Origin of the sequence: Anaerocolumna chitinilytica (genome assembly GCF_014218355.1) — a bacterium.
Classification (GTDB): Bacteria; Bacillota; Clostridia; order Lachnospirales; family Lachnospiraceae; genus Anaerocolumna; species Anaerocolumna chitinilytica.
In genome coordinates this window covers 2,641,206-2,665,131 of record NZ_AP023368.1, presented here as the reverse complement: position 1 = coordinate 2,665,131, position 23,926 = coordinate 2,641,206, and the positions used below count along the sequence as shown (strand labels likewise).

15 protein-coding genes are annotated in these 23,926 nt (G+C 37.7%); 5 read left to right on the top strand and 10 right to left on the bottom strand.

Annotation, left to right across the window (positions count from 1 at the left end):
- Positions 1–116: 116 nt before the first annotated feature.
- The 8 genes from bsdcttw_RS11590 to bsdcttw_RS11555 form a co-directional block, all read right to left on the bottom strand.
- Positions 117–1,211, bottom strand: coding sequence for a sensor histidine kinase (locus bsdcttw_RS11590; protein ID WP_225903841.1), 1,095 nt, complete (start codon positions 1,209–1,211; stop codon positions 117–119).
- Positions 1,204–1,893, bottom strand: coding sequence for a VanR-ABDEGLN family response regulator transcription factor (gene vanR / locus bsdcttw_RS11585; RefSeq protein ID WP_185259515.1), 690 nt, complete (start codon positions 1,891–1,893; stop codon positions 1,204–1,206). Before vanR ends, bsdcttw_RS11590 begins: the two co-directional genes overlap by 8 nt.
- A 159-nt stretch (positions 1,894–2,052) precedes the next feature.
- On the bottom strand, positions 2,053–4,851 hold the full coding sequence (locus tag bsdcttw_RS11580) for a glycoside hydrolase family 3 protein (RefSeq protein WP_185259514.1): 2,799 nt from the start codon (positions 4,849–4,851) through the stop codon (positions 2,053–2,055).
- Positions 4,852–5,116: 265 nt separating this feature from the next.
- Positions 5,117–5,875 carry an endonuclease/exonuclease/phosphatase family protein gene (locus bsdcttw_RS11575; RefSeq protein ID WP_185259513.1) on the bottom strand — a complete coding sequence of 253 codons (759 nt, stop codon included), beginning with the start codon at positions 5,873–5,875 and terminating at the stop codon, positions 5,117–5,119.
- A 157-nt stretch (positions 5,876–6,032) separates the two neighbouring features.
- Positions 6,033–7,058 (bottom strand): LacI family DNA-binding transcriptional regulator, encoded by a 1,026-nt coding sequence (locus bsdcttw_RS11570; protein ID WP_185259512.1) that lies wholly within the window; start codon positions 7,056–7,058, stop codon positions 6,033–6,035.
- 264 nt (positions 7,059–7,322) lie between these two features.
- Positions 7,323–8,870 carry a DUF3502 domain-containing protein gene (locus bsdcttw_RS11565; RefSeq protein WP_185259511.1) on the bottom strand — a complete coding sequence of 516 codons (1,548 nt, stop codon included), beginning with the start codon at positions 8,868–8,870 and terminating at the stop codon, positions 7,323–7,325.
- 129 nt (positions 8,871–8,999) lie between these two features.
- Positions 9,000–9,908: a carbohydrate ABC transporter permease gene (locus bsdcttw_RS11560; protein ID WP_185259510.1), complete on the bottom strand. Its 909-nt coding sequence runs from the start codon at positions 9,906–9,908 to the stop codon at positions 9,000–9,002.
- Positions 9,909–9,927: 19 nt separating this feature from the next.
- Complete coding sequence (locus bsdcttw_RS11555) at positions 9,928–10,863, bottom strand: ABC transporter permease (RefSeq protein WP_225903840.1); 936 nt, start codon at positions 10,861–10,863, stop codon at positions 9,928–9,930.
- Between the two features lie 406 nt (positions 10,864–11,269).
- Here bsdcttw_RS11555 and bsdcttw_RS11550 point away from each other — a divergent pair, with 406 nt between their 5' ends.
- The 3 genes from bsdcttw_RS11550 (at position 11,270) to bsdcttw_RS11540 (ending at position 19,848) form a co-directional block, all read left to right on the top strand.
- Positions 11,270–14,620, top strand: a complete 3,351-nt coding sequence (locus bsdcttw_RS11550; protein WP_185259509.1) for a GH36-type glycosyl hydrolase domain-containing protein — start codon at positions 11,270–11,272, stop codon at positions 14,618–14,620.
- An 82-nt stretch (positions 14,621–14,702) separates the two neighbouring features.
- A complete protein-coding gene (locus bsdcttw_RS11545; RefSeq protein ID WP_185259508.1) occupies positions 14,703–17,297 on the top strand; it encodes a glycoside hydrolase family 3 protein in 2,595 nt (864 codons plus the stop codon).
- Positions 17,298–18,006: 709 nt separating this feature from the next.
- The gene (locus tag bsdcttw_RS11540) at positions 18,007–19,848 is read left to right on the top strand and encodes a hypothetical protein (RefSeq protein WP_185259507.1); all 1,842 of its coding nucleotides are present in this window, start codon (positions 18,007–18,009) and stop codon (positions 19,846–19,848) included.
- A gap of 81 nt (positions 19,849–19,929) precedes the next feature.
- Here the strand turns inward: bsdcttw_RS11540 and bsdcttw_RS24895 are convergent, their stop codons facing one another.
- Positions 19,930–21,117, bottom strand: a complete 1,188-nt coding sequence (locus tag bsdcttw_RS24895) for a GNAT family N-acetyltransferase (RefSeq protein ID WP_197979844.1) — start codon at positions 21,115–21,117, stop codon at positions 19,930–19,932.
- 244 nt (positions 21,118–21,361) lie between these two features.
- Between bsdcttw_RS24895 and bsdcttw_RS11525 the strand changes: the two genes are divergently transcribed.
- On the top strand, positions 21,362–21,724 hold the full coding sequence (locus bsdcttw_RS11525) for a metal-dependent transcriptional regulator (protein WP_185259506.1): 363 nt from the start codon (positions 21,362–21,364) through the stop codon (positions 21,722–21,724).
- A gap of 21 nt (positions 21,725–21,745) precedes the next feature.
- On the top strand, positions 21,746–23,143 hold the full coding sequence (locus bsdcttw_RS11520) for a hypothetical protein (protein ID WP_185259505.1): 1,398 nt from the start codon (positions 21,746–21,748) through the stop codon (positions 23,141–23,143).
- 53 nt (positions 23,144–23,196) lie between these two features.
- On the opposite strand, the gene bsdcttw_RS11515 is transcribed toward bsdcttw_RS11520, so the two are convergent.
- A complete protein-coding gene (locus tag bsdcttw_RS11515) occupies positions 23,197–23,925 on the bottom strand; it encodes a histidine phosphatase family protein (RefSeq protein ID WP_185259504.1) in 729 nt (242 codons plus the stop codon).
- Between the last annotated feature and the right edge of the window lies 1 nt (position 23,926).

Sequence of the window (23,926 nt, the reverse complement as noted above, 5' to 3'; positions counted from 1 at the left end):
TCCTTCTTTTTTATACGGAATTTCTTACGATTTTCTAACATTGATTTTTTAAATACTTAAATATTCTATCAGCAAGTGAAAAAGACTTAACTTCTGATGTACATGTTATTATGCCATTATAAATCAGCCGGTATCATTATCTCAAAAGTAATAAGTTCATCCTTACTGGCAGCGGTTATTTTGCCCTTATGAAGCTCTACTATTTCCTTTGCTATAGCAAGTCCAAGACCTGCTCCGCCGGTTCTTGTCTGTCTAGCCGAATCCAATCTATAAAACTGCTCAAAGATACGGTTTAACTTTTCTTCCGGGATGGTGTTACCATGATTTATAAAGATAAAGTGAATGTTGTTGCCTTCCTTTTTTAAAGCCACAACAATTGTATCCTCTTCAAAGCTGTAATTAATGGCATTACGGAGAAGATTATCAAATACTCTCTGCATCTTACCGGTATCACAGCGCATATAGATATCTCCGTCAGCTTTTAATTCACAGGAGAGCTCCTTCTCTTTCAGAGAAGGTCCTGCCTCAAATATTATCTGCTCCAGCATTCTGGTAATGTTAATGCGGCTTAATTCGAGGGTCAGATTGGTAAGGTTGAATCTGGTTATATCAAAGAACTCATTTATTAATTCCTCCAGACGCTCTGATTTACTAAGAGCAATAGAAAGATACTTCTCCTGTAATTCCTTTGAGATTTCCTTTTCATCCTCTAACAATGACAGATATCCGATAACCGAAGTTAATGGGGTCTTTAAATCATGCGCCAGATATACTACCAGATCATTCTTCCTCTGCTCAGCTTCTCTTGCCACCATCTCTCCCCGCCGAACATGCAGTTTTGTCTGATTCATCTGGTTTTCTACCTCTTTTAACTCGGCTGGCAGATTTATAAGCTCTTCCCCCGGTTTATATATCTCCTCCGCTGCTTTTACGACTTGATCCAAATAGCCTAGTGTCTTAAACCAATAATAGAAAAAGATTATAGCTACTCCAATACCCCACACACCACTTATAAACAGCTTAATATTCCTATTTATCATTGAAAGTAACTGATAAAGGGGATTTTCAGAGTACCAGATAAAACTTCCAACAAAAGCTCTTGCAAACAGATATCCTCCCAGTAAAAGCAATGTGTAGCCTACTACCCATAAAATAAAACGAGTAAAGATAAACCCAGTAAGACTTTTCCTGATATTTGTTCCTTTAGTCAATTTTATACCCCACTCCCCAAACTGTCTTTATAAACTTCGGTTTCTTGGAGTTATCCTTCATCTTTTCTCTCAATCTGCCGATATGCGCCATTACGGTATTATTATTATCCAGGAATTTTTCCTGCCAAACTGTCTCAAAAAGCTCCTCAGAGGATACCACCTTCCCCCGATGGTCACACAAATACCAAAGGATAGAGAATTCAATGGGAGTTAGAGGTAATTCTTCCTCATATAACAGGCACTGGTGGGTTTCTTTATTGATAACTAATCCCCTGATGTCATATTCCATACCTTCTGCCTCTTCTGCTGTATTGTACCGCATATAACGGCGAAGCTGTGTCTTAACCCTGGCGACTAACTCCAGGGGATTAAAAGGTTTTGTAATATAATCATCCGCACCAAGAGTAAGCCCCATAATCTTGTCCATATCCTCAACTTTCGCAGTCAGCATTATTACTGGAAAGAAATATTTTTCCCGAATCTTCTGGCAGATACGAAAGCCATCGATATCCGGAAGCATCACATCCAGAATGGCTAGATTGATTTTATGAAATTCAATACAGGCAAGTGCTTCCTTCCCTGTATAGTATTTATATACATTAAAGCCTTCATTTTTCAAATATAATTCCAGTAAATCAGCAATTTCCTTTTCATCGTCTACTATTAATATTGTCTCGCCCATGTTTGTCCTCATATTTTCATATACTTTATTTAGAATAATATACCAAATATTAAAACTATACAAGAGTTGAATATTACAAAAGGAACAAGCTGGTCTTATAAAGGTAATACCAGTTTGCTCCTTTTATTAATAACTGCTAAAAATGTTTCCTTTGTAATATTAAGAAATTTGTCTGAACTCCACGCTCTCTACTTCCATACCTTGTTTTAAATCCTTCAGTTCAAGAGAATACAGTCCTTCTTGAAACTCAGCTTTTATAAGCTTTTGTTTTACCCATTGCCCATCCGTTCCACCGGTTTGAATGGTAGCCACCTGGGTATTGTTTAATAACAAAGTACAGGAGGTCTGTGCTAGATCGCTGCCAAAGGATCTAATTTTTACAATCAGTCGATAGCTTCCGGCATTCTTTACTTCAATAAAGGTTTTACCCTCACTCTTTAGCGTTACAACAGAATCTTCTTGATGGAGGCAAAACGAAGCTTCCTCGTAAACTGCAGCACTTGCATCAGCCCTCACCTGTACAGCCTCTTCCGTAAAGCTTTCATCTCTCTTAAATACCGGTGCCTTTATAATAAAATCACAGATATTCTTTGCACAACGCTGTAATTCTCCTCTGGTTAAGGTGCCTTCTCTCAGAGCTTCCTCTGTTAAATCTCTATACGCATTTACTTCTGCTCCAAAGTTAGATACCACCATATAAAGATCGTTCTGTGCTCTTACCATGAAATGGGTATTCTTACGGTCTGCTTCACCACCGGTTACCACATCATTCATAATAGCCCACCAGTCTGTCATAACGATTCCCTCAAACCCCCACTCACCTCTTAAGATAGTTGTGTTCAAGTCATAATTGGAGGCAGACCAATGTCCGTTAATTGGGTTATAGGAGGTCATGACACCATTAGCTCCACCTTCTTTTACCGCAATCTCAAAGCCTTTCAGATAGATTTCACGTAAGGCACGCTCAGATACGACAGCATCAACTTTCGAACGGAATTTCTCCTGATTGTTGCAGGCAAAATGCTTTAGGGTAGCATTGGAACCGCCTTTCATAATTCCCTTTACAATAGCACTTGCAAATTTACCGGTAATTAACGGATCTTCGGAGAAGTATTCAAAATTACGTCCATTTAAAGGACTTCTTCTGATATTTAATCCAGGTCCAAGAAGCATGTCAATGCAATTACGTAAGAGCTCTTTCCCTTCCATTACATATAATTCTTCCACCAGGTCCGTGTTCCAGGTAGCCGCAAGAAGAGTTCCGATAGGAACCTGGGTTGCCTTCGGTCCTCCATCCATTCGTATACCGGATGGGCCGTCAGAAGTGCAGGCTAAGGGGATTCCAAAGTGTAAAAGCCTGTCTGTAACTCCTCCGAAAGCAGATGCAGTTCCTGGGGTTACAAGGGGATGGCACATTCCTTCTCCTCTGACCAATGCCCCAAGATCCTCATTTGTCAGCTGTGCTAAGAATTCATCCATTGTTACTTTTTGCTCTGCAACATCTTTTAGCAGATAACCCTTGTCCTGTGTATAGGGTATATCCTCCGGAAGATTGTTCTTTATTCTTTCCTCCATAGATATTTCAAGCTTCGGAACTTTCTCATAAGTCAGTTCATAGGAGCCGTTTTCCATTTTCTTACCAGGTTTCATACTGGTGAAATCTTTTGTAGGCGCAGAAGCTTGTTGTAACTGTTCTGTTACTATAAGTTTTTCAACTGCATACCCATCCTTACCATCTACCTGGACCAGGGAGGCGGTTCTTATACTATTACCGATATAGAAATGATACTCTCCCGCTTCTAATACGTAACAGTAAGGATGTCCGGTTACGCCGCTGTCATCATAAGCAGCCATTGCTGCCACAGGGATCATAATCGTAAGAATCTCTTCTTCACCGGGCTTTAAAGCAGCTGTTTTAGCAAAGGCACCAAGAATTTTAACAGGTCTTCCAAGCATGCCCTGAGGTGCTTCATAATAAACCTCTACAACCTCTTTACCGGAATAGCTTTCTCCGATATTTTTTACAGCTACCTGAAATTCAAGATTTTCTCCCTTTTCATTAATGGTTACATTAGACTTTAGCGTTGTAATTGCAAAATTCGTATAAGATAAACCATAACCGAATTCAAAATGCACTTTTTCAGGTGCAAAGGTTTCAAAGTAACGATATCCTACATAAATATCTTCCTGGTACAAGTTCTCACTCTCACCGCCATAATTTACAGTGGAAGGATAATCCTTAATAGAGTATGCAATGGTATCTGTTAACTTTCCGCTGGGGGTTACTTCACCGGTCAAGACATCTGCAATAGCATTACCGCCTTCCATACCACCCTGCCAAGCATAGATAACTGATTTTATAGGATATTTATGCTCCTTTGACTCCATCCAGCTCATATCAATAATATTGGATACATTCAATACAACAGCTACCTGTTCAAAATAACGGGTAACTACTTTAAGCATATCTTCTTCCTCTTCTGTCAATCGATAGCTTCCTGGAGCATCCGCATTATCTTTATCTTCCCCGGCCGTACGCCCAATGACAACAATTGCTTTGAGGGATTGTTTTTTCGCATTTGCTACCACTTCATCACTTAAAGGCATTTCTTTCTGGTTCCAGGGTTCGCCTGCCCATACTCCACCACCATTATCAAAAGGATTCGTCAGAAGCCATTCTTCATATATGCCTGCCAGCTCTTCATTAACCGAAATATCTTTTTTGCTTCTTAAACCATCAAGAAGATTTGTAGTGTAAGCAACATTAACACTACCGCCTGAACCGGTTCCGCTTCTATAATAATTCTTTTGAATTCTTCCAAATACGGATACCTTTTCTCCTGATTTAATGGGAAGTACCATTCCTTCATTTTTAAGAAGAACTGCCCCCTCTGCTGCCGCTTTTCTGCTAAATTCTGCAAATCCTTCTAAAGGAATTCCTATCATTTTATGGTTCATCCTTTATCTCCTTCGTAGTAATATATATTAAATTGCTTCCAACTTTTGAAAACAAATATAATCTTAGTATATCCTTATACTAATAATTCTTGCTTCTTCATAGAAAGAAATCCCGCAAGGATGCTGCTCTTACAGCAGCAACTGCAAAGATTTCTGCAAAATATACATGAATTTATTAATACCAATGCTATTATATCACATGATTTTATTACATGATTCTATCACCGGAAATGAATTGGTGACTAATTTCTAACTCTCACATCAATTACAGAAGTTCTAAAACAGCACTTACCGGATAATGATCGGATAAATAGACTTCTCCTTCACGATCAATCCATTTCTCTACCTTCTTACAGGTAAAATGTTTGTCTGCTATGATATAATCTATCTTTTCTGTCTCATTTAATCTGCCAAAATCATGAAAAGTACCGTCAATACTCTTTGTACAGTCAGAAAACTGCGGATATTTGTTTAACACAGACAGCTCTTTCGAATCGGGAAATGCATTAAAATCTCCGGTAAGAATAACCGGTACATCTCCAAGAAAATCTGCTTTCGTTATCACTTTTAGTATCTGTTCTAACCCCTGTTCTCTGGCTTCGCTTCCGATATGATCCAAATGAGTATTATAAACACGGAATACCTTACCTGTCTTTATTTCCTGAAAATAGATACAGGTACAAGTTCTTGGGCATTCACTCTGATTTTCATAGCGGCTTCCCGGGATCTCCGGCGTCTCTGATAGCCAGAAAATCTCCAGCTTAACGATATTATACTTCTCTTTACGATAGGCAATGGAGGTTTCTTCCCCTGTAAGGTTCTTCTCCCTGCCGCAGCCAACTAAATAATAATCTTCCAAATTTTCTTTCAGCCAAAGAGAAACATGGGGTAAAACTTCCTGAAAGCAAAGTATATCCGGTTGTTCAGCCTTTATTTTTTTTAATATCAGATCCTGTCTGTATTTGAAATTATTGGCTCCATCCTGACCATAATCACATCTTATATTAAAGGTTACTATCTGCATTTTAACTCCCATCTGTGCACTTAGCACTCTTTCGTTATACTGTAATTTTTTTTCATCTTTTCAACAGTACTTATAAATCAAGATGTTGAAAAAACTGCTTTTTTCAACATCCCTATTTTATGACTTTTTATTCAATTACACAAGTCCTTCTTCTTGATTATTTGTGAATTGCTGCACAAGAACCTCTTTTTAAAAGAGAGGATTCAAATACCATATGTCTGGTTTCCCCTCCCTGCAGCATGTCAAATAGCAGTTCCACACTGGATAAAGCCATCTGTTCTGCCGGCTGAGAGATGGTATCTATTGAAGGATGATAAAATTCTGCCTCTTCGATACCGTCAAAACCTATAATTGATATATTTTCCGGAATTTTTAAACCACTGGAAAGAATAGCTTTTGCCGCTCCAATAGCCACAATGTCAGCGAATGCAAACACTGCTGTCACATCCTTATTCTGGGCTAAGAGCTGCTTCATCATTTTAAAACCGAAATCATATCCTGACAGTGAAGAGAATTCAGAAGCTACCAAGGAAGAATCAAAGGGAACATTATATTGCTCCAATGCTCTTATATACCCTCTGTATCGTAAGGAGTTGGGTGTCATTTCATCAACTGGAGCATTCATAATAAAGCCTATTCTTCGATGCCCCATTGAGATAAGATATTCAACAGCTTTAAAAGCCTCAAGTTCATCATTGATACGGACACTGGAATAGCTTTCAAGAGAAACCTCATCACCTGCGGATACAGTAAGTAATACGCAGGGTATCTTTAAACCGCTGAACTTTGCAGCAGTGTAATTAAAGGAACCTCCCATGATAATGACACCTTGAAGATTTCTGTCTTTCGCCTCTGAAATTGCGATATCCAATTCATTCTGAAGGTTTGTAACATTTTGTATAATCAGCTGATAACCTCTAAGTGCAACTTTTTGTTCAATTACTTTTATCATTTTTTGAAAAAATGGGTTAGTAATAGATTTTACCAGCAATGCCACGCTTTTAGACTGATTGGATTTTAAGTTTCTGGCACTATTGTTCGGAATATAATTATACTCTCTGACAACAGCCATAACTTTTTCTCGTGTTTTAGGGCTTACTGGCCCCGAATTGTTAATAACCCTTGAAACTGTTGTTATTCCAACTCCTGAAAGTTTTGCTATTTCTTTAATTGTTACTTCCATATACCTCATCCTATGCTTCATTTTTGTCCGAATATTTGGAAACAATTCCCCTGTTTGTACATAATTAACAATTATAACACAATCTTAACAGATTTGCATTATCAAACAGATAGAATTCTTTCTACATTCTTAGCTGACAAAGTAGTATCAACATTATTTAACAGGAAATTGGCAGGAATTATTACCTTTCCGTTCTATCGGTAAAGTCATGCATCCCTGCCATTAGTCCCTAATACATCATTGGTTCATTATTTATTTATCTTATTATTTGGAAGCGTTGTATGCAGTCCACTGGTCATTAACTTCTTTTAATACATTGTCAATTCCAGCAGTCTTTAACTGTTTCCTGTATTCAGCTACTGCATCCTTAGGATCCTGAGTAGTCTTGCCTAAAAGTATCTGAATACCAAGCTGTGAGTTAACATTGGAAATAGCTGAAAGCTCAGTATTAACTTTGCTGCTGTCAAAGCTGAAACCTACAAAAGGATTATCAATAGCTACTTTGGACCACGCATCATTTAAAGTATAACGACGAGGATCTTCTGTAAGCTGAGGAAGGTTAAGAGCATCTGTACGGAATGCCCATGATGCAAATCCGCCGCCATCTTTCTTCTCATCAAAGGTAGCAGGTCTTGTAACTTTGCCGTCCTTCAGTTCATATTCTCTTCCTTCAATACCATACTGGAATAAATCATAGCACTCTTTATCTGTCATAAGCTTTTCAATTACCTGTAAGCATCTGTCAGGATATTTGGAGTTAACACTGATACCTGTAGCATTATTAACACCACTTGCTCTAACAATCTTACCATTAGCTTCAGGGAAGCAATAGAATTCAGATTCTACGCCAGGTAATTTCTGAACCTGTGTACCATAACTTCCTGTCCAGTCAGGCTGGTGGGAAATGTAACCTGCGGATAAACCATTGTAGAAGTTGTCCTTGTCATCCTGTGAAGATGAAAGAATATCTTTTGACCAGTAACCCTTCTGTTCCCAGTCATGCATTTTTACAGCAAATGCTTCGAATTCATCTGTAAATGCAGGTGCAAAAATCTTGCTATTATTATCTTTATCAGCTGCAAGATATAATTCACTTTCAGAGATACCAGGTGCATTAATCCAGCCATCAGTTGTATCAATAAACATTCTGTAAAGATCATTTGACAGATTTGCTTTACCATTTAAAGGTACCTGTCCGTCAGCAACAGCTGCATCCATGTATTTTTCCATATCAGCGATAGAACTGATGGTGGATACACCGTATTTATCCATTAAATCTTTACGGGATACAAATCCATAAGAAGTGTACTCGGAATAGTCAGTAGGTACTGCATAGATTTTTCCGTCAACCTTAACGCTGTCCCACTGTTTTGCTAATGCTGTCTTAAGAGTAGGAGCATCTTTATCAAGTAAATCTGTGATGTCAGCCAAAGCGCCTTGTTTTACAAGTGTAGCATAAGGAACATTGCCATTACCTGAAACGTATGCCATATCAAACTTCTCACCTGATGAAAACATCAGAGGATATTTTGTTGCAATATCACCCCAATCAATATATTTAATTTCAAGGGTAGTATTAATGCTTGCTTTTAATTTTTCATTTAATGCGGCAAGTATATCTTTGTTAGCAACACCTTCGCTGCCGTATAAATAAAGTACCAGATTTACCTCTTTGGAATTGTCAGTCTTACCATCTGTTGTTTCCGCCCCATTGTTTGTTGTGCCGGAATTGTTTTTTGTTGTTTTACTGCATCCGGTAACCATACCGATTGCAAGAACTGCTACTAACAACAATGCAATAATTCTCTTCATCTTTACCTCCATTCTGCCGCTCATGGCGACATAAAATACATTATTTATAATAAGCTTATGAGCCGTATATTAAGCAATAATATTAAGTCAACGAGTTTACGGCTCTTAAGCATATTACCAGGATAGTTATCAGCCTTTTACAGCACCGATAGTCAGACCGCTTACAAAATACTTTTGTACAAAAGGATATACTAAAATAATTGGCCCGATAGCAGCTACCGCAGTAGCCATTTTGATAGATTCACTTGGCAGATCACCTGTGTTGATTGTCAGACCCTGCTGGATTAACAGGGATATGTTAGCCTGGCTTACGATTTTTTGCAGGAAATACTGCAATGGTATCTTATTTTGTGACTGAATATAGAGCATGGCATTGTACCATTCATTCCAGTAACCAAGTGTTAGGAATAGTCCTATGGTTGCTAGAGACGGCTTTGACAGTGGCATGAATATCTTCCAGTAAATTCTAAAATCACCGGCTCCGTCAATTGCTGCGGATTCATATAAGGATTCCGGTATAGATTTCATAAAGTTTCTCATTAGGAAGATAGACCAGGGGCTCATTAATCCCGGAAGTATCAAGGACCAGAGATTATCCTTTAATCCCAAGCCATTGACCATTAAGATATAAGTGGGAATCAAACCGCCGCTGAACAATGTTGTAAAATAGATAAAAAATGAAATCTGGTTTCTATATTTAAAATCTTTTCTGCAAAGGACATAACCACCCATTGACATAAGAAACAATCCTAAAAGTGTTCCTGCTACCGCAATGGTGATGGTAACTTTGTATGCATTGAACAGATTCGTTACATGGCTTCCAAGGAACTCATACGCACTGAAACTAATATGAGATGGAATCAGCTTGTAACCCTCCTTCAGTATTTCCTTTTCACTCATAAAAGAGGAGGATATCAGGAGAAGAAAAGGAAATAAGCATATCAATGTAAATATGGTAACAAGGGTATAAAAAACGCCTTTCATGATTTTTTCATCCTTGCCCATCAATTTCCTGCTTTTTATATTGTCTTCTTTCATATTAACTTAACTCCTTTTCCTAAAATAATGCACTCTCAGGTTCTATCTTCTTCACAACTGCATTTACCACCAGAACAAGAATCAACCCGAATATTGACTGGTAAAAGCCAACGGCGGCACCTTGTGAAAAGTTAAACTGACTGACAAGGCTTCGGAATACAAAGGTATCAATAATATCTGTCTGGGGATAAAGGATGGAATTACTTCCTATCAGGTTAAAGAATAGGTCGAAGGAACCCTTTAAAATACCGCCAAGACCAAAAAGGAAAAGCAATATAACAGTAGTCTTTAACAAAGGTAATGTCAGATACTTTATTTTCTGTACAGGATTAGCTCCATCAAGAGATGCGGCCTCATAAATTTCTGCATCGATTCCGGTAATTGTAGCCAGATAAACTATCATACCATAACCAGTTTGACTCCATATCTTGAAGAATACGATAATGTATTTCCAGATTCCCTGATCAGAATAAAAATCATGTTTGGGAAATCCTAAACCTGTTAATAATGTATTAACAAAGCCATGGTCGTAATTGAAGAAGTTGTATGCAAAAAATCCGACAATAACCATTGAGATGAAATACGGTAATAAGATAATGGACTGGGATAATTTCTTAAACCATTTGCTTCCCAGCTCAGCAAGCATGATTGCAAAAGCAACTTGAAACACATTACACAATACCAGGAAGGCAACATTATAAAGAAGCGTATTCTTAGTTATCCTCCACAGGTCACCTGTTTTTGCAAGGAATTCAAAATTCTTAAGTCCAACAAATGGGCTTCCAAATATTCCTTTTCCAATGCTGTAGTCTACGAAAGCGATATATGCTCCTGGCATCGGGATGTAGGCAAAAACAAAAAAATAGATCAGAATTGGTAAAATCATTAAGAACAGGACACGCTTACGTTTCACTTCGTGAAAAAAGTTCTTAAAATGGATTGTTAATTTTCCCATATAAAATCCACCCTTCACTTCATTTTTTAGATATACTTACTATTCTATCCAATTTGAATTTTGAAATATCAAAACCTTTGTAAATATGTTTCATGGAATCGTTTCCATTTCTCAATCAAATTGTAATTTATGTGTAGATTATATTATCTTACATTCATTTTGTCAAATGGTTTTTTATATTTTTTTAATAATTTATGGCTATTTTTTATCTTATAAATTCCGCCAAAATTTAAAATTGTTGTATTCTTTCATTATAATGGTTTTAAATTTAGACAAATTATTTACAAAATGAATCAGTTTGCATTGACATTTTTACAATGCAAGGATATAATATTTTCAACAATCTCAAAAAGTGGTATCGTTTTCATATCCATTGCATACTACTTTCAGAAAGGACCCCCGTGTTATGAACCTAACAAATAATTTAATTGAATTGAAAGCAGGCAAAACAAGTTATTGTTTTCTGCCTACCGGTGATATTTTCGAATTCAACCACAATGGTATCATGTTAAATGGATTTCATGGAAATTCTAAAGATGGCTCTCCGAATAACATATATCTTAGAATATATAAAGAGAATTCCGTCACCGCATATCCCCTTTTGGGAATTCGTTCACGTTCGAAATTAGAAAAGGGAAATACATCTCTTAAGTATACCGGAATTGTAGAAGGTATCTCTTATGAGGTAATCTTCTACGCAAAAGAAAGCGTATGGTTCTGGGAAATTGCTTTAAATGGTAACGGTGAAACTGTTGACCTCCTCTATGGTCAAGATATTGGTGTAGCCTCTTCCGGAGCTGTACTTACAAATGAATTGTATGCAGCACAATACCTTGGACATAGTATCTTCTCTTCTGATAATGGTTATACCATATGTTCCAGACAAAACCAGGACCAGGGAGGTTCCTATCCATATCTCCGACAGGGTAGTTTAGGTGCTTCCGTCATACATTATTCCACTGACGGGATGCAATTCTTTAAAACCTCCTACAAAGATACCGATATACCTGCTGCTCTTACAGAAGATTTGCCGGATATTAATTATCAGTTTGAATTTTCCTATACTGCTTTCCAGACAGAGAAGTTTAATCTGAATTCCAGCAAGAAACTTGCTTTTTATGGATTTGCGGCAGAAAACCACCCAGATGCAATTACTTCTCTGGAATATGACGCTGAAATAAAGTCCGCATATCAAGCATTAGAAGAAGATATTTATACTCCCTACCCATTTGTAACTCTGAAAAGGGAGTTCGGGACTACTTATTCCTCCCCAGCCCTCTCCCCAGAAGCTATTGATGCTTTATTTCCATCTCGTATTCTGGAGGAACGCAACGGCGAGAAACTGCTGTCTTTCTTTACAAAGGACCACAGTCATATAGTTACAAAAGAAAAAGAACTCCATATGGAACGCCCTCACGGAACAATTTTCATAAGCTGCCCGGGTGAATTAGAGGAAGAAAGCATTAACGGTAAATGGACTGATGCCAAAGGTGCAATCTCCAGTACTGCTTATATGTATGGATTATTCAATGGTCAAACAGTCCTTGGAAATACCTCTTTTCATAAATTTTTATCAACCCCAAGAGGGCTTTTGAATATCCAGAAAAATTGCGGTCAGCACTTGTATATTAAATTGGACGGAACCTACCGCCTGTTAACTCTTCCTGCTCTCTTTGAAATGGGTATGAATTATGCCAGCTGGTATTATGTTTTAGAAGATGACCTGCTAAAAATAACTTCCTATACTGCCGCCCATAAGCCTTACGTAGTTCTGGATGTTACCAGTCAGAAGGAAAAGTCCTATGACTTTATTCTTACAAATCAAATGGTTCTTGGTGAAAATGAACATACGAAAGAAGTTTCCTTTGCTGAAATCCCCCATGGATTACATTTTACCGGAATCTCTACGGAATATGAAGCACTTAGCTATAGCATGTTCTTATCCGGTGCTAAATGGCAGACAAGTGATGACAGAATATTCTTTGAAGATGGTATTTCCAGAGATGATACCTTCATAACCATAACTATGAATGAAACCAGTAACTTTCAGTGCATTATAGCCGGCTCTCTAAACGGTGAGGATTCCCTTAGTGTTCCAACCATTGACTTTGAAACTGAAAAGGCTGCCGCTCTAGACTATTACCGCAATTTAAACGGAGGTTTTAAGCTTTCTTTAGATTGCAAAGGAGAAAATACAAGAATTGACATCTTGAATGAAACTGCCTGGTGGTACACTCACAATGCAATGATTCACTTCGCTTCACCTCACGGCCTGGAACAACCTGGCGGAGCGGCTTGGGGAACCAGAGATGTATGCCAGGGACCTATGGAATACTTCCTTATGACTCAGAATTATAACCTGGCCGGAAAAGTGCTGCTAAATATCTTCTCCCACCAGTCCCATTCAAACGGAGAATGGCCTCAATGGTTTATGTTTGATCGTTATACTATGGATGCCGGAGAATGCCATGGCGATGTAATCTTCTGGCCTCTTAAATGTATTGGTGATTATCTGGAAGCTTCCGGTGATTACGCTTTACTCCAAAGAGAAATTCCATATAAAGACTTAGCAAACGAACAATTTACATTACTGCACCATATTAAACGTGCCTTCGAAGCAGTTAAATTACGTTTTATCGGCAACACCGGATTAATCACTTATGCAGGTGGTGATTGGGATGATACTTTGCAGCCGGTTGACCCTAAGATGCGTGAACATTTAGTTAGCTCCTGGACTGTCGCACTGGCCTTCCAGACATTAAGACGTTTAGGAACCATGTTAAAGGAAACTGACAGCAATTTTGCAGAAAAATTATCCGAAAGCTCCCAAAAGATAGCAGATGATTTTAAATCCCTCTTAATCAAAGATGGCATTATTCCAGGATTTGTTCAATATGACAATAATGAAATTACCTATATGCTTCATCCGGTGGATAAAGAAACCGGTATTAATTACAGACTCCTGCCAATGACCCGAAGCATTATTGCTGAACTGGTCTCTCCCGAACAAGCCAAGGTTAATATGCAGACCATAGACAAGGAACTTAAATTCCCTGACGGTGTTCATCTAATGAACCGCCCTGCTCGGTACAACGGAGGAGTTAGTAAACTCTTTAAGAGAGCAGAACAAGCCGCCAATGTAGGAAGAGAAATAAGTCTTGAATATACACATGCACATATTCGTTATCTTGAGGCTTGTGCTAAAATCGGTGACAGCTCAACGGCTTGGGACAGCTTGTTTACAATCAACCCTATTCTCATTCAGGAAAGTGTACCATCTGCCTGCTTAAGGCAAAGCAATTTGTATTTCAGCAGTTCTGATGGAAGTTTTACAGACCGCTATGATTTTGCTGAGAATTTTGATAAATTAAAAACCGGAAGTATCTCTGTAAAAGGTGGCTGGAGGCTTTATTCCAGCGGTCCTGGAATCTATCTGAACCAGTTGATCTCTAATATACTTGGTGTCCGTTTCCTGGCAGATTCCTTAATTATAGATCCTGTACTTCCCGACTATCTTGACGGATTAAAGCTGCATTTTAATTGTTTTAATAGAGATTTGGATTTCTGTTATCATATCTCAGTAAAAAGCGATAACAAGGATAATTTGACGAATAACAGAATCTCCGTAAGCATCGACGGTATCCCAGTTTCCGGGGAAACTATCTTAAATCCCTATCGTGAAGGTGGATTAAGAGTTAAGAAGGAACTTCTTGAGAAGGCAAATGGACAAATTGATATCTTTGTAACGCTTCCTTAATTGAAGTTAAGGATAAACAAAAATACCAGATTAAGAAAATAAAAGTGTTTTCAAGATTTGATATTCATGAAAGGAGTTACGAATGCTTACCTATGAATCAAAGGAAGCCCGACTTTCGTTAGCCAAGAAATTGGCCTCTGAAGGAATCGTTCTATTAAAAAACGACAATGCTCTCCTACCCTTAAAATCCGGTGCACCTATTGCAATCTTTGGACGTGCGCAACTTGATACGCTGATAGGCGGCAGCGGTTCCGGCGCTACTGCTTCCGATGAAACTACACTTATTACTGAGGAGTTTATAAAAGCAGGGTTGACCTTAGACCCTGCTCTGGAAGCCTTTTATAAAAATGCTTTGGATACCGAAAGAGAAAATGCTCCTGATCCGGAGGAAGAACGTAATAAGTTCAAGGAACTTCTTAACAGCGGACTAATTTATGAGATTTTCGGAAAATATAAGGCTCCCATAGAGGAATTTTCTATTAACGAGGAAATCCTTACATCAATTCCTTCCACTCATACTGCATTTTTTATACTGGGACGAGCTTCCGGTGGTGAAGAATGTGACCGACGTGTTCAGGATGACTATTATCTGACTGCCTCTGAAAAGGACTTACTTCATAGAATAACAGCCCATTTTGAAAATGTTGTAGTAGTGCTTAATATAAATGGCTTTGTAGATTTAAGTTTAATACAGTCTTATCCTTCTGTCCGCTCCATATTATTTTTAGGTACGGCAGGAGAACAAGGAGCTGCTGCTCTTGCTGATATCATTACCGGTAAGGCTGTTCCCAGTGGTAAGTTACCTTCAACCATAGCTTATTCCTATGAAGCTTACCCCTCTTCGGAACTCTTCTTTACGGATAAGGACAGACCCGATACCATATTAACATACGAAGATTTCGGTTTATCTGCCAAAGATAACCGAAACCCGAAAGTCAAAAGCCAGGAAGACTTTTCCAAAAGGCCTGTCGCAGTATACAAAGAAGGCATTTACATGGGTTATCGGTATTTTGATACCTTTAATGTTCCTGTCATGTACCCTTTTGGTTACGGATTATCTTACGCTGACTTTCACATAGCATATTCCTATGCCTGCAGGGAAGGCGAAAATCTGCAGATAATTGCCAATGTCACTAATGTAAGCACACTCTATTCCGGAAAAGAAGTGGTACAGCTCTATGTAAGTGCTCCTTCCGGCTGTTTAGAAAAGCCCTATCAAGAATTGCTTACTTATGCTAAAACGAAAGAATTGGCTCCCGGCGAAACAGAAGAGATGACTCTTAGTTTCCCATTAAAAGAACTGGCAAGTTACGACGAAGCATCTGCTTCCTATATTATAGAAAATGGACAATACTTCTTACGACTTGGTAACTCTTCCAGAAATACAAAAATTATCGGAAAGGTACAAGCTGAAGAAACCATTGTTACTGCCAGCTACAGTAACAGACTCTCACTTAATTCTTCCAATAAAGGCAAGCTTGCATTTTTAAGCAACAAAGGTGCGGCTTCCTACTCCTACTCTACGGAAGAAGTTGAGAAACATAATGCTCCATGCTTATTAACACTGCTGCAAAAGGATTTTAATGAAAGTAAAAAATCAATAGCTGCCGCATCCTGCTCCTCTTCTCTATCTGATAAAGAAGCACGAAAGCCTGTCTCAATGCAAGCTTTTACTTTAAAGGATGTAAAAGATGGTCATTGCACCTTGGAAGAATTGGTTGAGAAAATGACTCCGGAAGAACTGGCAGTATTGTTAAATGGTTATGGTCCAGGACTTCCCTTTGGCGGTATGGGTGGTAAATATGCATCCACTATTCAATACAGTGACGGCACAGATATTGCTGTTTCCACTCATCCCACAGGGTTTGCAGGATATATCTCCCCTGCCCTTACAAAATACGGAATCCCCTCTGTTTTTTACAAAGATGGTCCTGCAGGCGTTCAGCTAACAGCTTGGCCTACGGGAATCTCTATGGCCTGTACTTTTAATATGGACTTATTAAAAGAATTTGGTACAGCCTGTGCAGCAGAAGCTTCCGGTCTAGATGTGGACAGCTGGCTTGCACCCGGAATAAATCTACAGAGAAATCCTATTGGCGGCCGTAATTTTGAATATTATTCCGAAGATCCGAGACATACCGGTTATTGTGGTCTTGCCATCACACTTGGTGCCGAAGAAATCGGAATAACTACCTGCCCGAAACACTTTGCGCTCAATGAACAGGAAACATATCGAAGAGGCAGTACAAAAAATTCCTTTGATGCGTTGGATTCCATTGTTGAGGAACGAACTGCCAGAGAATTGTATTTAAAACCTTTTGAAATGGTTGTAAAAAACAGCAAGGTATCTACTCTTATGACCTCCTTTAATAAGATAAACGGTATATTTGCAGCCGGCAATCTTGACCTCTGCGAAGGTATCCTAAGAGAAGAATGGGGTTATGAAGGAATTGTTGTAACCGATTGGGGAGACATGGATATTGTAGTAGACGGTGCAGATGCCATAGCAGCAGGAAATGATGTTATCATGCCGGGCGGACCTCCGGTCATAGAGCAAGTACTTACCGGTTTTCAGGAAGGACGGGTAACATTATCTGAGCTTAGAAAATCAGCTCTTCGATTCCTGACCTATGTAATGACTTCCAATAGCTGTAAAAAGTATTGGGAAGAGCAATAAATTAAATTATATACCCTTATTTGGAACTGCCGCATAACTTTTACTGCCATTTAAGTTATGCGGCAGATTTTTACATATTTCCTTACATTCAGAGTAGGATATTTACAGTATAACAATTTACAATTATAAATTTTAACTTTAAAAAGATTCGATAATATTTCCACATATTTGACCAATAGCTATGTTTAAATTGTAGTATCCTTCGAATCCTCACAGAAGAAAGGCTGCACTTGCAGAGCAAAACGGCGATAATGATACTGTTAATACCGTATTTCCCCACCAGACTTGAAGAAGGAAATAATGAAACGTGCAGCCGTTCTAAAAACTGTTTCCGAAGAAACAGTTTTTATTGGCAAATTCATTTACAAATGAACTTACCTATGCTTACATGAAACTGTAGGAGGTTTATATAAGCACTTTTAAGTATTTTCTTATAATATGTAAACCCATCGAAAAGCTCAGTTACTTCCACTCTCCGCTTGGCTCTGCTGATTATAAATCTATATAAACTCACATTTCAGCCTGACCCATTAAATCTTTAACATGTAAAAATCTTTCCTTCCAAATAAATACTATAAATGCTATAATACTGTTTAATTAGACATCTGTATGGAAAATAATAGCATAAAATATCATATAAATACATTATAGTTTTCCTTAAATGGATTAAATATATAAAAATTTATCTGGAAAGAAGGTAAAATATCATATGAGCCATATCGATGTAAGAAAACAACTGCTTTCTGCGATTTACAAAACTATCTTCAAGGAAATTTATCCTATTAGCGTCGGTTATGCAGCCCATGCCGCAAATATTAATAATTACAGTAAAAAAAGAAAAACATATGGATATAACTATAATGATTATGCTTATTTGAATTTTTACATAGATGATGCCGCAGATTCACCGGAATTTGATTTTGAGGTTAATGAAGGAAATTTTCACAATTGGATAAATGGTATTTCAAGTCCAAAATATTTGATTATCATAAACTCCATCTTGGAATACATCATTGAATGCTGTAAGGATAAGGGTAAATATAGTCTTTTAAAGGACAGAATACTCTGTATATTAAAATCAGATGAATTCACCTCATATGCCGGTAATCTAATTAGAGATAATGTTGACATATGGGTTTTAAGAATTGCAGAGGATGATTCCAATGCTTTATTCAAGGCAACAAAGGAGCTTCTCTATCTTTTAAAAAATAAAGATAAATTTTTACCTTATTTATTGAAAGAAAATACCTTTCTGCTTCATGCTAAAGTAACTGAAGCAGAAACCACCCATAAGAACTCACCTCGTGATATAAAAGATGAACCGAATTCTAAAAAAAGAGAGTTTCCTAAATTTTTGCAGATGAAATATGTTCATGCTGTGTTAAGCCTACTATTAATATTGATATCATACGTTTTCATATTCACCCATCATCATCCCGAGTCCCCTGATAACCTAAACTCGGTCCTGCCAACAGGTGTTGCCGCAGAAACCTCTAAAATATTAAACGGAAATGACATATCAGAGAATGCATTGACCAAAACCCCAAGTATAAATAATGAAACTCACTCACCGGCCTCCAGTAACCATACCACATCGGACTTGTCAAACCAGAGTAAGATTTCTATAAGTAATTTACCCTCAGTAAAGAAAACAAAAGCTAAAAAAAATAATATCTCCTCTTCCTCCGGTACAAAAGAAGCTAAACCTTTAAAACCTAAAATAACCAGTCCTAAAACCGGGGGGGTTCTTCCTCTCACAGACATTAAGGTACAATGGAAACCAGTTAATTCTGCCACCAGCTATTCCTTAGTTCTTACGGATACTAACAACTGGAAGAAAATATTTAAAAAAACTAATATCCAAGGGAATTCATATCTTTTGAAAGACTCTTTTTTTAAACCTGGGGGAAGTTATCGTATTTATATACATTCTGCAGTTAATGATCTATATTCTGTACCTGCTTATATTGATATTAATATAGAAGAGTTACCCTCTCCTAAAATTACAACATCTTCAGCAACCTCTTTATCGTTGTCCGATTTGGACATCCAATGGGAGCCCGTAGCAATAGCAACCGGTTATTGTGTTGTTGTAACAGATACCAACAGCTGGACGAAAATATTTACAGAAGAAAATATTACCGACAACTCACTCTTGTTAAATAAAACAATATTCAAAGCAGGCGGGTGTTACCGTATATACGTACATTCTGAGAAGGGAGACGTTCAATCCGCTCCAAGTTATATTGATATTCTTTTTAAACAATTGCTGCCGCCTGAAATTATAGCTCCGAAAACCGGAACTGCTATGTCACTATCAGACATAAATGTACAATGGGAACTTAACGATTCAGCTGATAGCTATACCGCTGTAGTTACAGATACTAACAGCTGGACTCAAATTTTTTCACAATCAGATATAAAGGATAGCAATATCATACTGGATAAGTCTTTGTTTCAACCAGGCGGAAGCTACCGAATATACTTGCATTCTGTAAAGGATGGCGCAGAATCTGTGCCTAATTATATTGATATAACTATATCCAAGTGAAATCACTGTTACATATGGCACCTATATCTTAAAACAATTAAGGGCACCTATGTTTTAATAACTTCATAGGTACCCTTATCTTTATTCACAAAGCTTTACAAAACGATCCGGTAAACGGTCCAAATGATAGGATATTTCTCTTATATAGCTTTCCTTCCTATCAATATGTAAACTAATACTGCCATATTGCTTCTTATTTTGTACAAGCAATTCACCTTTTGGTGAAAAAGCAAATGCCAGAGGGATTTCACCGGCATAATGAGAACAGCCAAGAACATAGACCTCATTTTCAATTGCTCTTGCTTTTGCCAACGTCGTCCATTGATCATACTGCTGTTCATGATACATCCCTGTACCGATCAGATTTACTAACATAAAGGGAGCTTCTAAAGCCATTACTCTTGGTACTTCCGGGAAGTGTATCTCATAACAGATTGGAATACCGATTTTTCCATATTTTGTATCCAGACAATAGATGCTCTCTCCAGGTACTCTTCCCTTTGCCTTCTCTCCTTGTGTCAGGATGTTCTTTCTGTAATCCCCTACTATAATCCCTTTATCAATAATCAGTGCCGTCTGGTAGGAATTCTCTGTTCTGGTGTCTTTTAAACCGGTTATTACATATCTGCCGGTTTCTTTTATCAATTGAAGTGCCTCTGTTAATTGCTCTGTCTCCAAAAAGCCTTCAGGAAATATATAAATATCCGCTTCTTCTTGTTTTAAGAACTTTTCCATTTCCTTCAAATCTTCCCCTTTTTTGGGTATGACAAGGGTTATCTTAATTTTTGACTTAACTATACTTCTCTTATAATATATACAAACATTGTCTTTATGATCTTCTCTAAATCCCAGCGCCTGATGTGCAAGCTGGCTAATCAAGTTTCCCAGTTCTACATCACTAGCCATTTCAGTACATCCGTTTTCAGCAGCCCAATTTATTGCGGTTTCAACTAATGCTTTTCCAACTCCGCACCTGCGCAGGTCATCATCAACAAACCAGCCTTCGATATACGCTACCGGGGATGTGCTGCAAAAGGATAGAGAAGGATAAAGGGTAATTTCTATAAATCCTCCCAACCTTCCGTCTTCTCTTTCAGCAACAAATACGGTCCAGGACAATTCATTTTTATAAAAAGGTGTTCCTCCTGCTATTTTCAGCATTTCTTCGTACAAATCCGCTTCATCATGCTTTGGCCATAAGGTATGCCGCATTCTGTGATATTCCTTTTTTTCTTCGTCATTCTGCTTCAGCATTCTATATCTTATCATAATAATCTCTCTCCCCAATACAGGTTTTAAAAACTCCTGATTTCAAACATGTAATAGCTCCTTCGTACTGATACCTGTTACCTAAGTTCGTTTGTATCCTTCGAGTAGATAGCCTACGGGTGTCACTACATTTTTCTCAGCAATTTCCATTTATCATATCATAAATTGAAAAAATATGATACTATGATATTAGTTAAATATTTTTCCACTTAAGAAATAATTCATTTAATTGAGGTGATATGGTATGCAAATAAAAGAATCCGCAGAAAACTATCTAGAGATGATACTAATTTTAAAAGAAAGAGTCGGCAAGGTCCGTTCGGTTGATATTGCTACAGAGATGGGATTTACAAAGCCAAGTGTCAGCGTTGCTATGAAAAAGTTAAGGGAAAATGGTTTTATCCAGGTGGATGAGAACGGATATATTACTCTGGAAGAAGAAGGATATAAAGTAGCTGCTCAAATCTATGACCGCCATAAAACACTAACGGAATTGCTAATCTCTATCGGTGTCAATAGTGAGACAGCCGCTGAAGATGCCTGTAAGATAGAACATGTAATCAGCACTGAGAGTTACGAATGTATCAAAAAATGTTTCAAGAAATAAATTTCTAGCCAGGAGGAGCTTATGAAAAGCTTCATAACAACCATAAAAGAACTTATTAAAAACCTAATATCCGATAAAACAAAAATTCTCAGACTTTCACTGTTATTAGCAGTTATCTTTATTTTCTGTGTAAACTTGCTTATATCTTCTTATCAAAAGCAAATTTCTCTAAAGCAGACAGCAATAACTAACCCCAGTGAAACCTCAATATCAGATTACTATATTAATACCAACGGACTTGTTGATAAAAAGGAAGCATTAAACTCAGACTTTATCATACAGCCTGGCATGAATGCTCCAGAAGGTTCCTCCTACAAGTTAACCGGCCCTTTAACAGGTATGAATCTTACGATAACTATTACCTCAAAAGATTTTATGACATTGGCTGATCAAATTATTAATCGTTGCTATTATTACACATCCGATTCTATCATTCCTGGCATCGATATTAGTACTTTGGATAAATGTTATAAGCTTCACATTAATTACAACCAATATACCCCTTCTTCAGACTATTATTTATATCAGCAGAATGGTATACCCTATATCCAGTCCGTTAAGGTAAACCAACGCATGATGGTTCCTCTTAAAGATTATGGAACCTTGTTCAGTCTTTTAATCGACGATGGAACTGTTTCAACCGATGTTGATAAAGATCTCAGTATTATTCTTACTTCTCTATCCAAAAATGGTAAGGATTCAGATTGTAAACAAAATTACGAAGATATCCTTCACCATGGTGACAACGCCCTTTATTATATGCTCTCCCTCTTTTATAAAGGTGAAGGAAATACTGCCAAGGGAACAATAATGATGAATTTATGTGATGACATTTTAGGTAATCGTTGCGATAAGAAAGCTGATGATATTAGCCCAATAGAGTGGTATCAAAATCTGTATATTAAGCCTGAGACGGTTCTGCCTGACTTTACCTATCAAGGAAATGATAAATTGTTGAAGCTTGTCTATGAAACAGAAACCCAGATAAGACATGATGATGATATGGGTTTTGTCATTGTTACACCGCATGTTTTCGGCTATTATGAAGAAGGAAATCAGTTAAAAATACTATTAACAACTCTTTATGACTATTATAAATTATATGAGAATACATTAATTTATACCGGAGGCGGAGTAGCCTCTTCTGCTATGAACTTTCACAAGGAGAAGGATAACTCTTATACTTTGGAGAAATATGAGCAGGCAAGCGATGGCAGTTATTTTAATGCTACAATTGAAGATTTCTGTGTCATGCCGCACTCTGGTAAGAAAATACCCGGACTTGCTAATAAGATACTAGATTTTAATAGTAATTATTCTGATTTATTAACATTAAGAGATGAAAATCTTAAGACATATCTGAAATCACAGGGTTTGGAGAATGTATTACAAAAAACCTATTCCTATCTTCTGGATTAACTTATCTGTCTAAAACAACAGCTTCGGGATTAATCTCCCGAAGCTGTATTTATCTAGTCATGTCTTTCATTCATATTATCATAGGTTTCACAGAATCTTGCTGCAAAGGCTGGTTCCTCACCGTCCGCATACAGATGTGAAATATCACCAAAAGCACTCATTCGAAAACTTGCCTTTCCTTCTCTGCGCTCTTCTGTAATCAGTGTAGTTACTGAGGTGGGTGCGGCACAAAAGGAATGCCATAAAATCATAGGAGAGATTCCCAATAAGTGTGCCAGCATTACACATTCAACTCCAAAATGACAGAATAAAACAACTGTATCCGTATTTGCCTTAACAGCATGATAAATTCTTCCATCCCGTTCATAGCCATGTTCTTTTAATAAATCATCAAGCCCTGTATAGACTCTGCAAGCTTCCTCATATATATGCCCTTCCTGCATTACCTCTTGTTTATGCCATAAGTTCCTGTCATAATACTCCTCGACCTTTGTCCATTCCTCCGGCAGCCAATCCCAGGGTATCCGCTTCTCACCGGTATGTTCGTCTATTATCGGTGCTTCAAATTCCCTTAACCAGGGAAGTATCTTTGCTTCACGCTGCATTTTATTCAAAGTAACTGATGCTGTATCCTTTGCTCTTCCTAAAGGTGATACATAAAAATCTTTGACTTTCAGAGCTGCTATACGCTTGGACAGAAGGTCTGCTTCTCTCCAACCTTTTTCCGTAAGGGAATCAATGGAATAGTCCGGATCACCATGCCGTATAATTATCAGTTTCATT

Bases quoted from the DNA above. Each gene is read 5' to 3' on its own strand.
- vanR (WP_185259515.1), bottom strand. From the start codon at position 1,893: ATGGGCGAGACAATATTAATAGTAGACGATGAAAAGGAAATTGCTGAT.
- bsdcttw_RS11580 (WP_185259514.1), bottom strand. From the start codon at position 4,851: ATGAACCATAAAATGATAGGAATTCCTTTAGAAGGATTTGCAGAATTT.
- bsdcttw_RS11575 (WP_185259513.1), bottom strand. From the start codon at position 5,875: ATGCAGATAGTAACCTTTAATATAAGATGTGATTATGGTCAGGATGGA.
- bsdcttw_RS11570 (WP_185259512.1), bottom strand. From the start codon at position 7,058: ATGGAAGTAACAATTAAAGAAATAGCAAAACTTTCAGGAGTTGGAATA.
- bsdcttw_RS11565 (WP_185259511.1), bottom strand. From the start codon at position 8,870: ATGAAGAGAATTATTGCATTGTTGTTAGTAGCAGTTCTTGCAATCGGT.
- bsdcttw_RS11560 (WP_185259510.1), bottom strand. From the start codon at position 9,908: ATGAAAGAAGACAATATAAAAAGCAGGAAATTGATGGGCAAGGATGAA.
- bsdcttw_RS11555 (WP_225903840.1), bottom strand. From the start codon at position 10,863: ATGGGAAAATTAACAATCCATTTTAAGAACTTTTTTCACGAAGTGAAA.
- bsdcttw_RS11550 (WP_185259509.1), top strand. From the start codon at position 11,270: ATGAACCTAACAAATAATTTAATTGAATTGAAAGCAGGCAAAACAAGT.
- bsdcttw_RS11545 (WP_185259508.1), top strand. From the start codon at position 14,703: ATGCTTACCTATGAATCAAAGGAAGCCCGACTTTCGTTAGCCAAGAAA.
- bsdcttw_RS11540 (WP_185259507.1), top strand. From the start codon at position 18,007: ATGAGCCATATCGATGTAAGAAAACAACTGCTTTCTGCGATTTACAAA.
- bsdcttw_RS24895 (WP_197979844.1), bottom strand. From the start codon at position 21,117: ATGATAAGATATAGAATGCTGAAGCAGAATGACGAAGAAAAAAAGGAA.
- bsdcttw_RS11525 (WP_185259506.1), top strand. From the start codon at position 21,362: ATGCAAATAAAAGAATCCGCAGAAAACTATCTAGAGATGATACTAATT.
- bsdcttw_RS11520 (WP_185259505.1), top strand. From the start codon at position 21,746: ATGAAAAGCTTCATAACAACCATAAAAGAACTTATTAAAAACCTAATA.
- bsdcttw_RS11515 (WP_185259504.1), bottom strand. From the start codon at position 23,925: ATGAAACTGATAATTATACGGCATGGTGATCCGGACTATTCCATTGAT.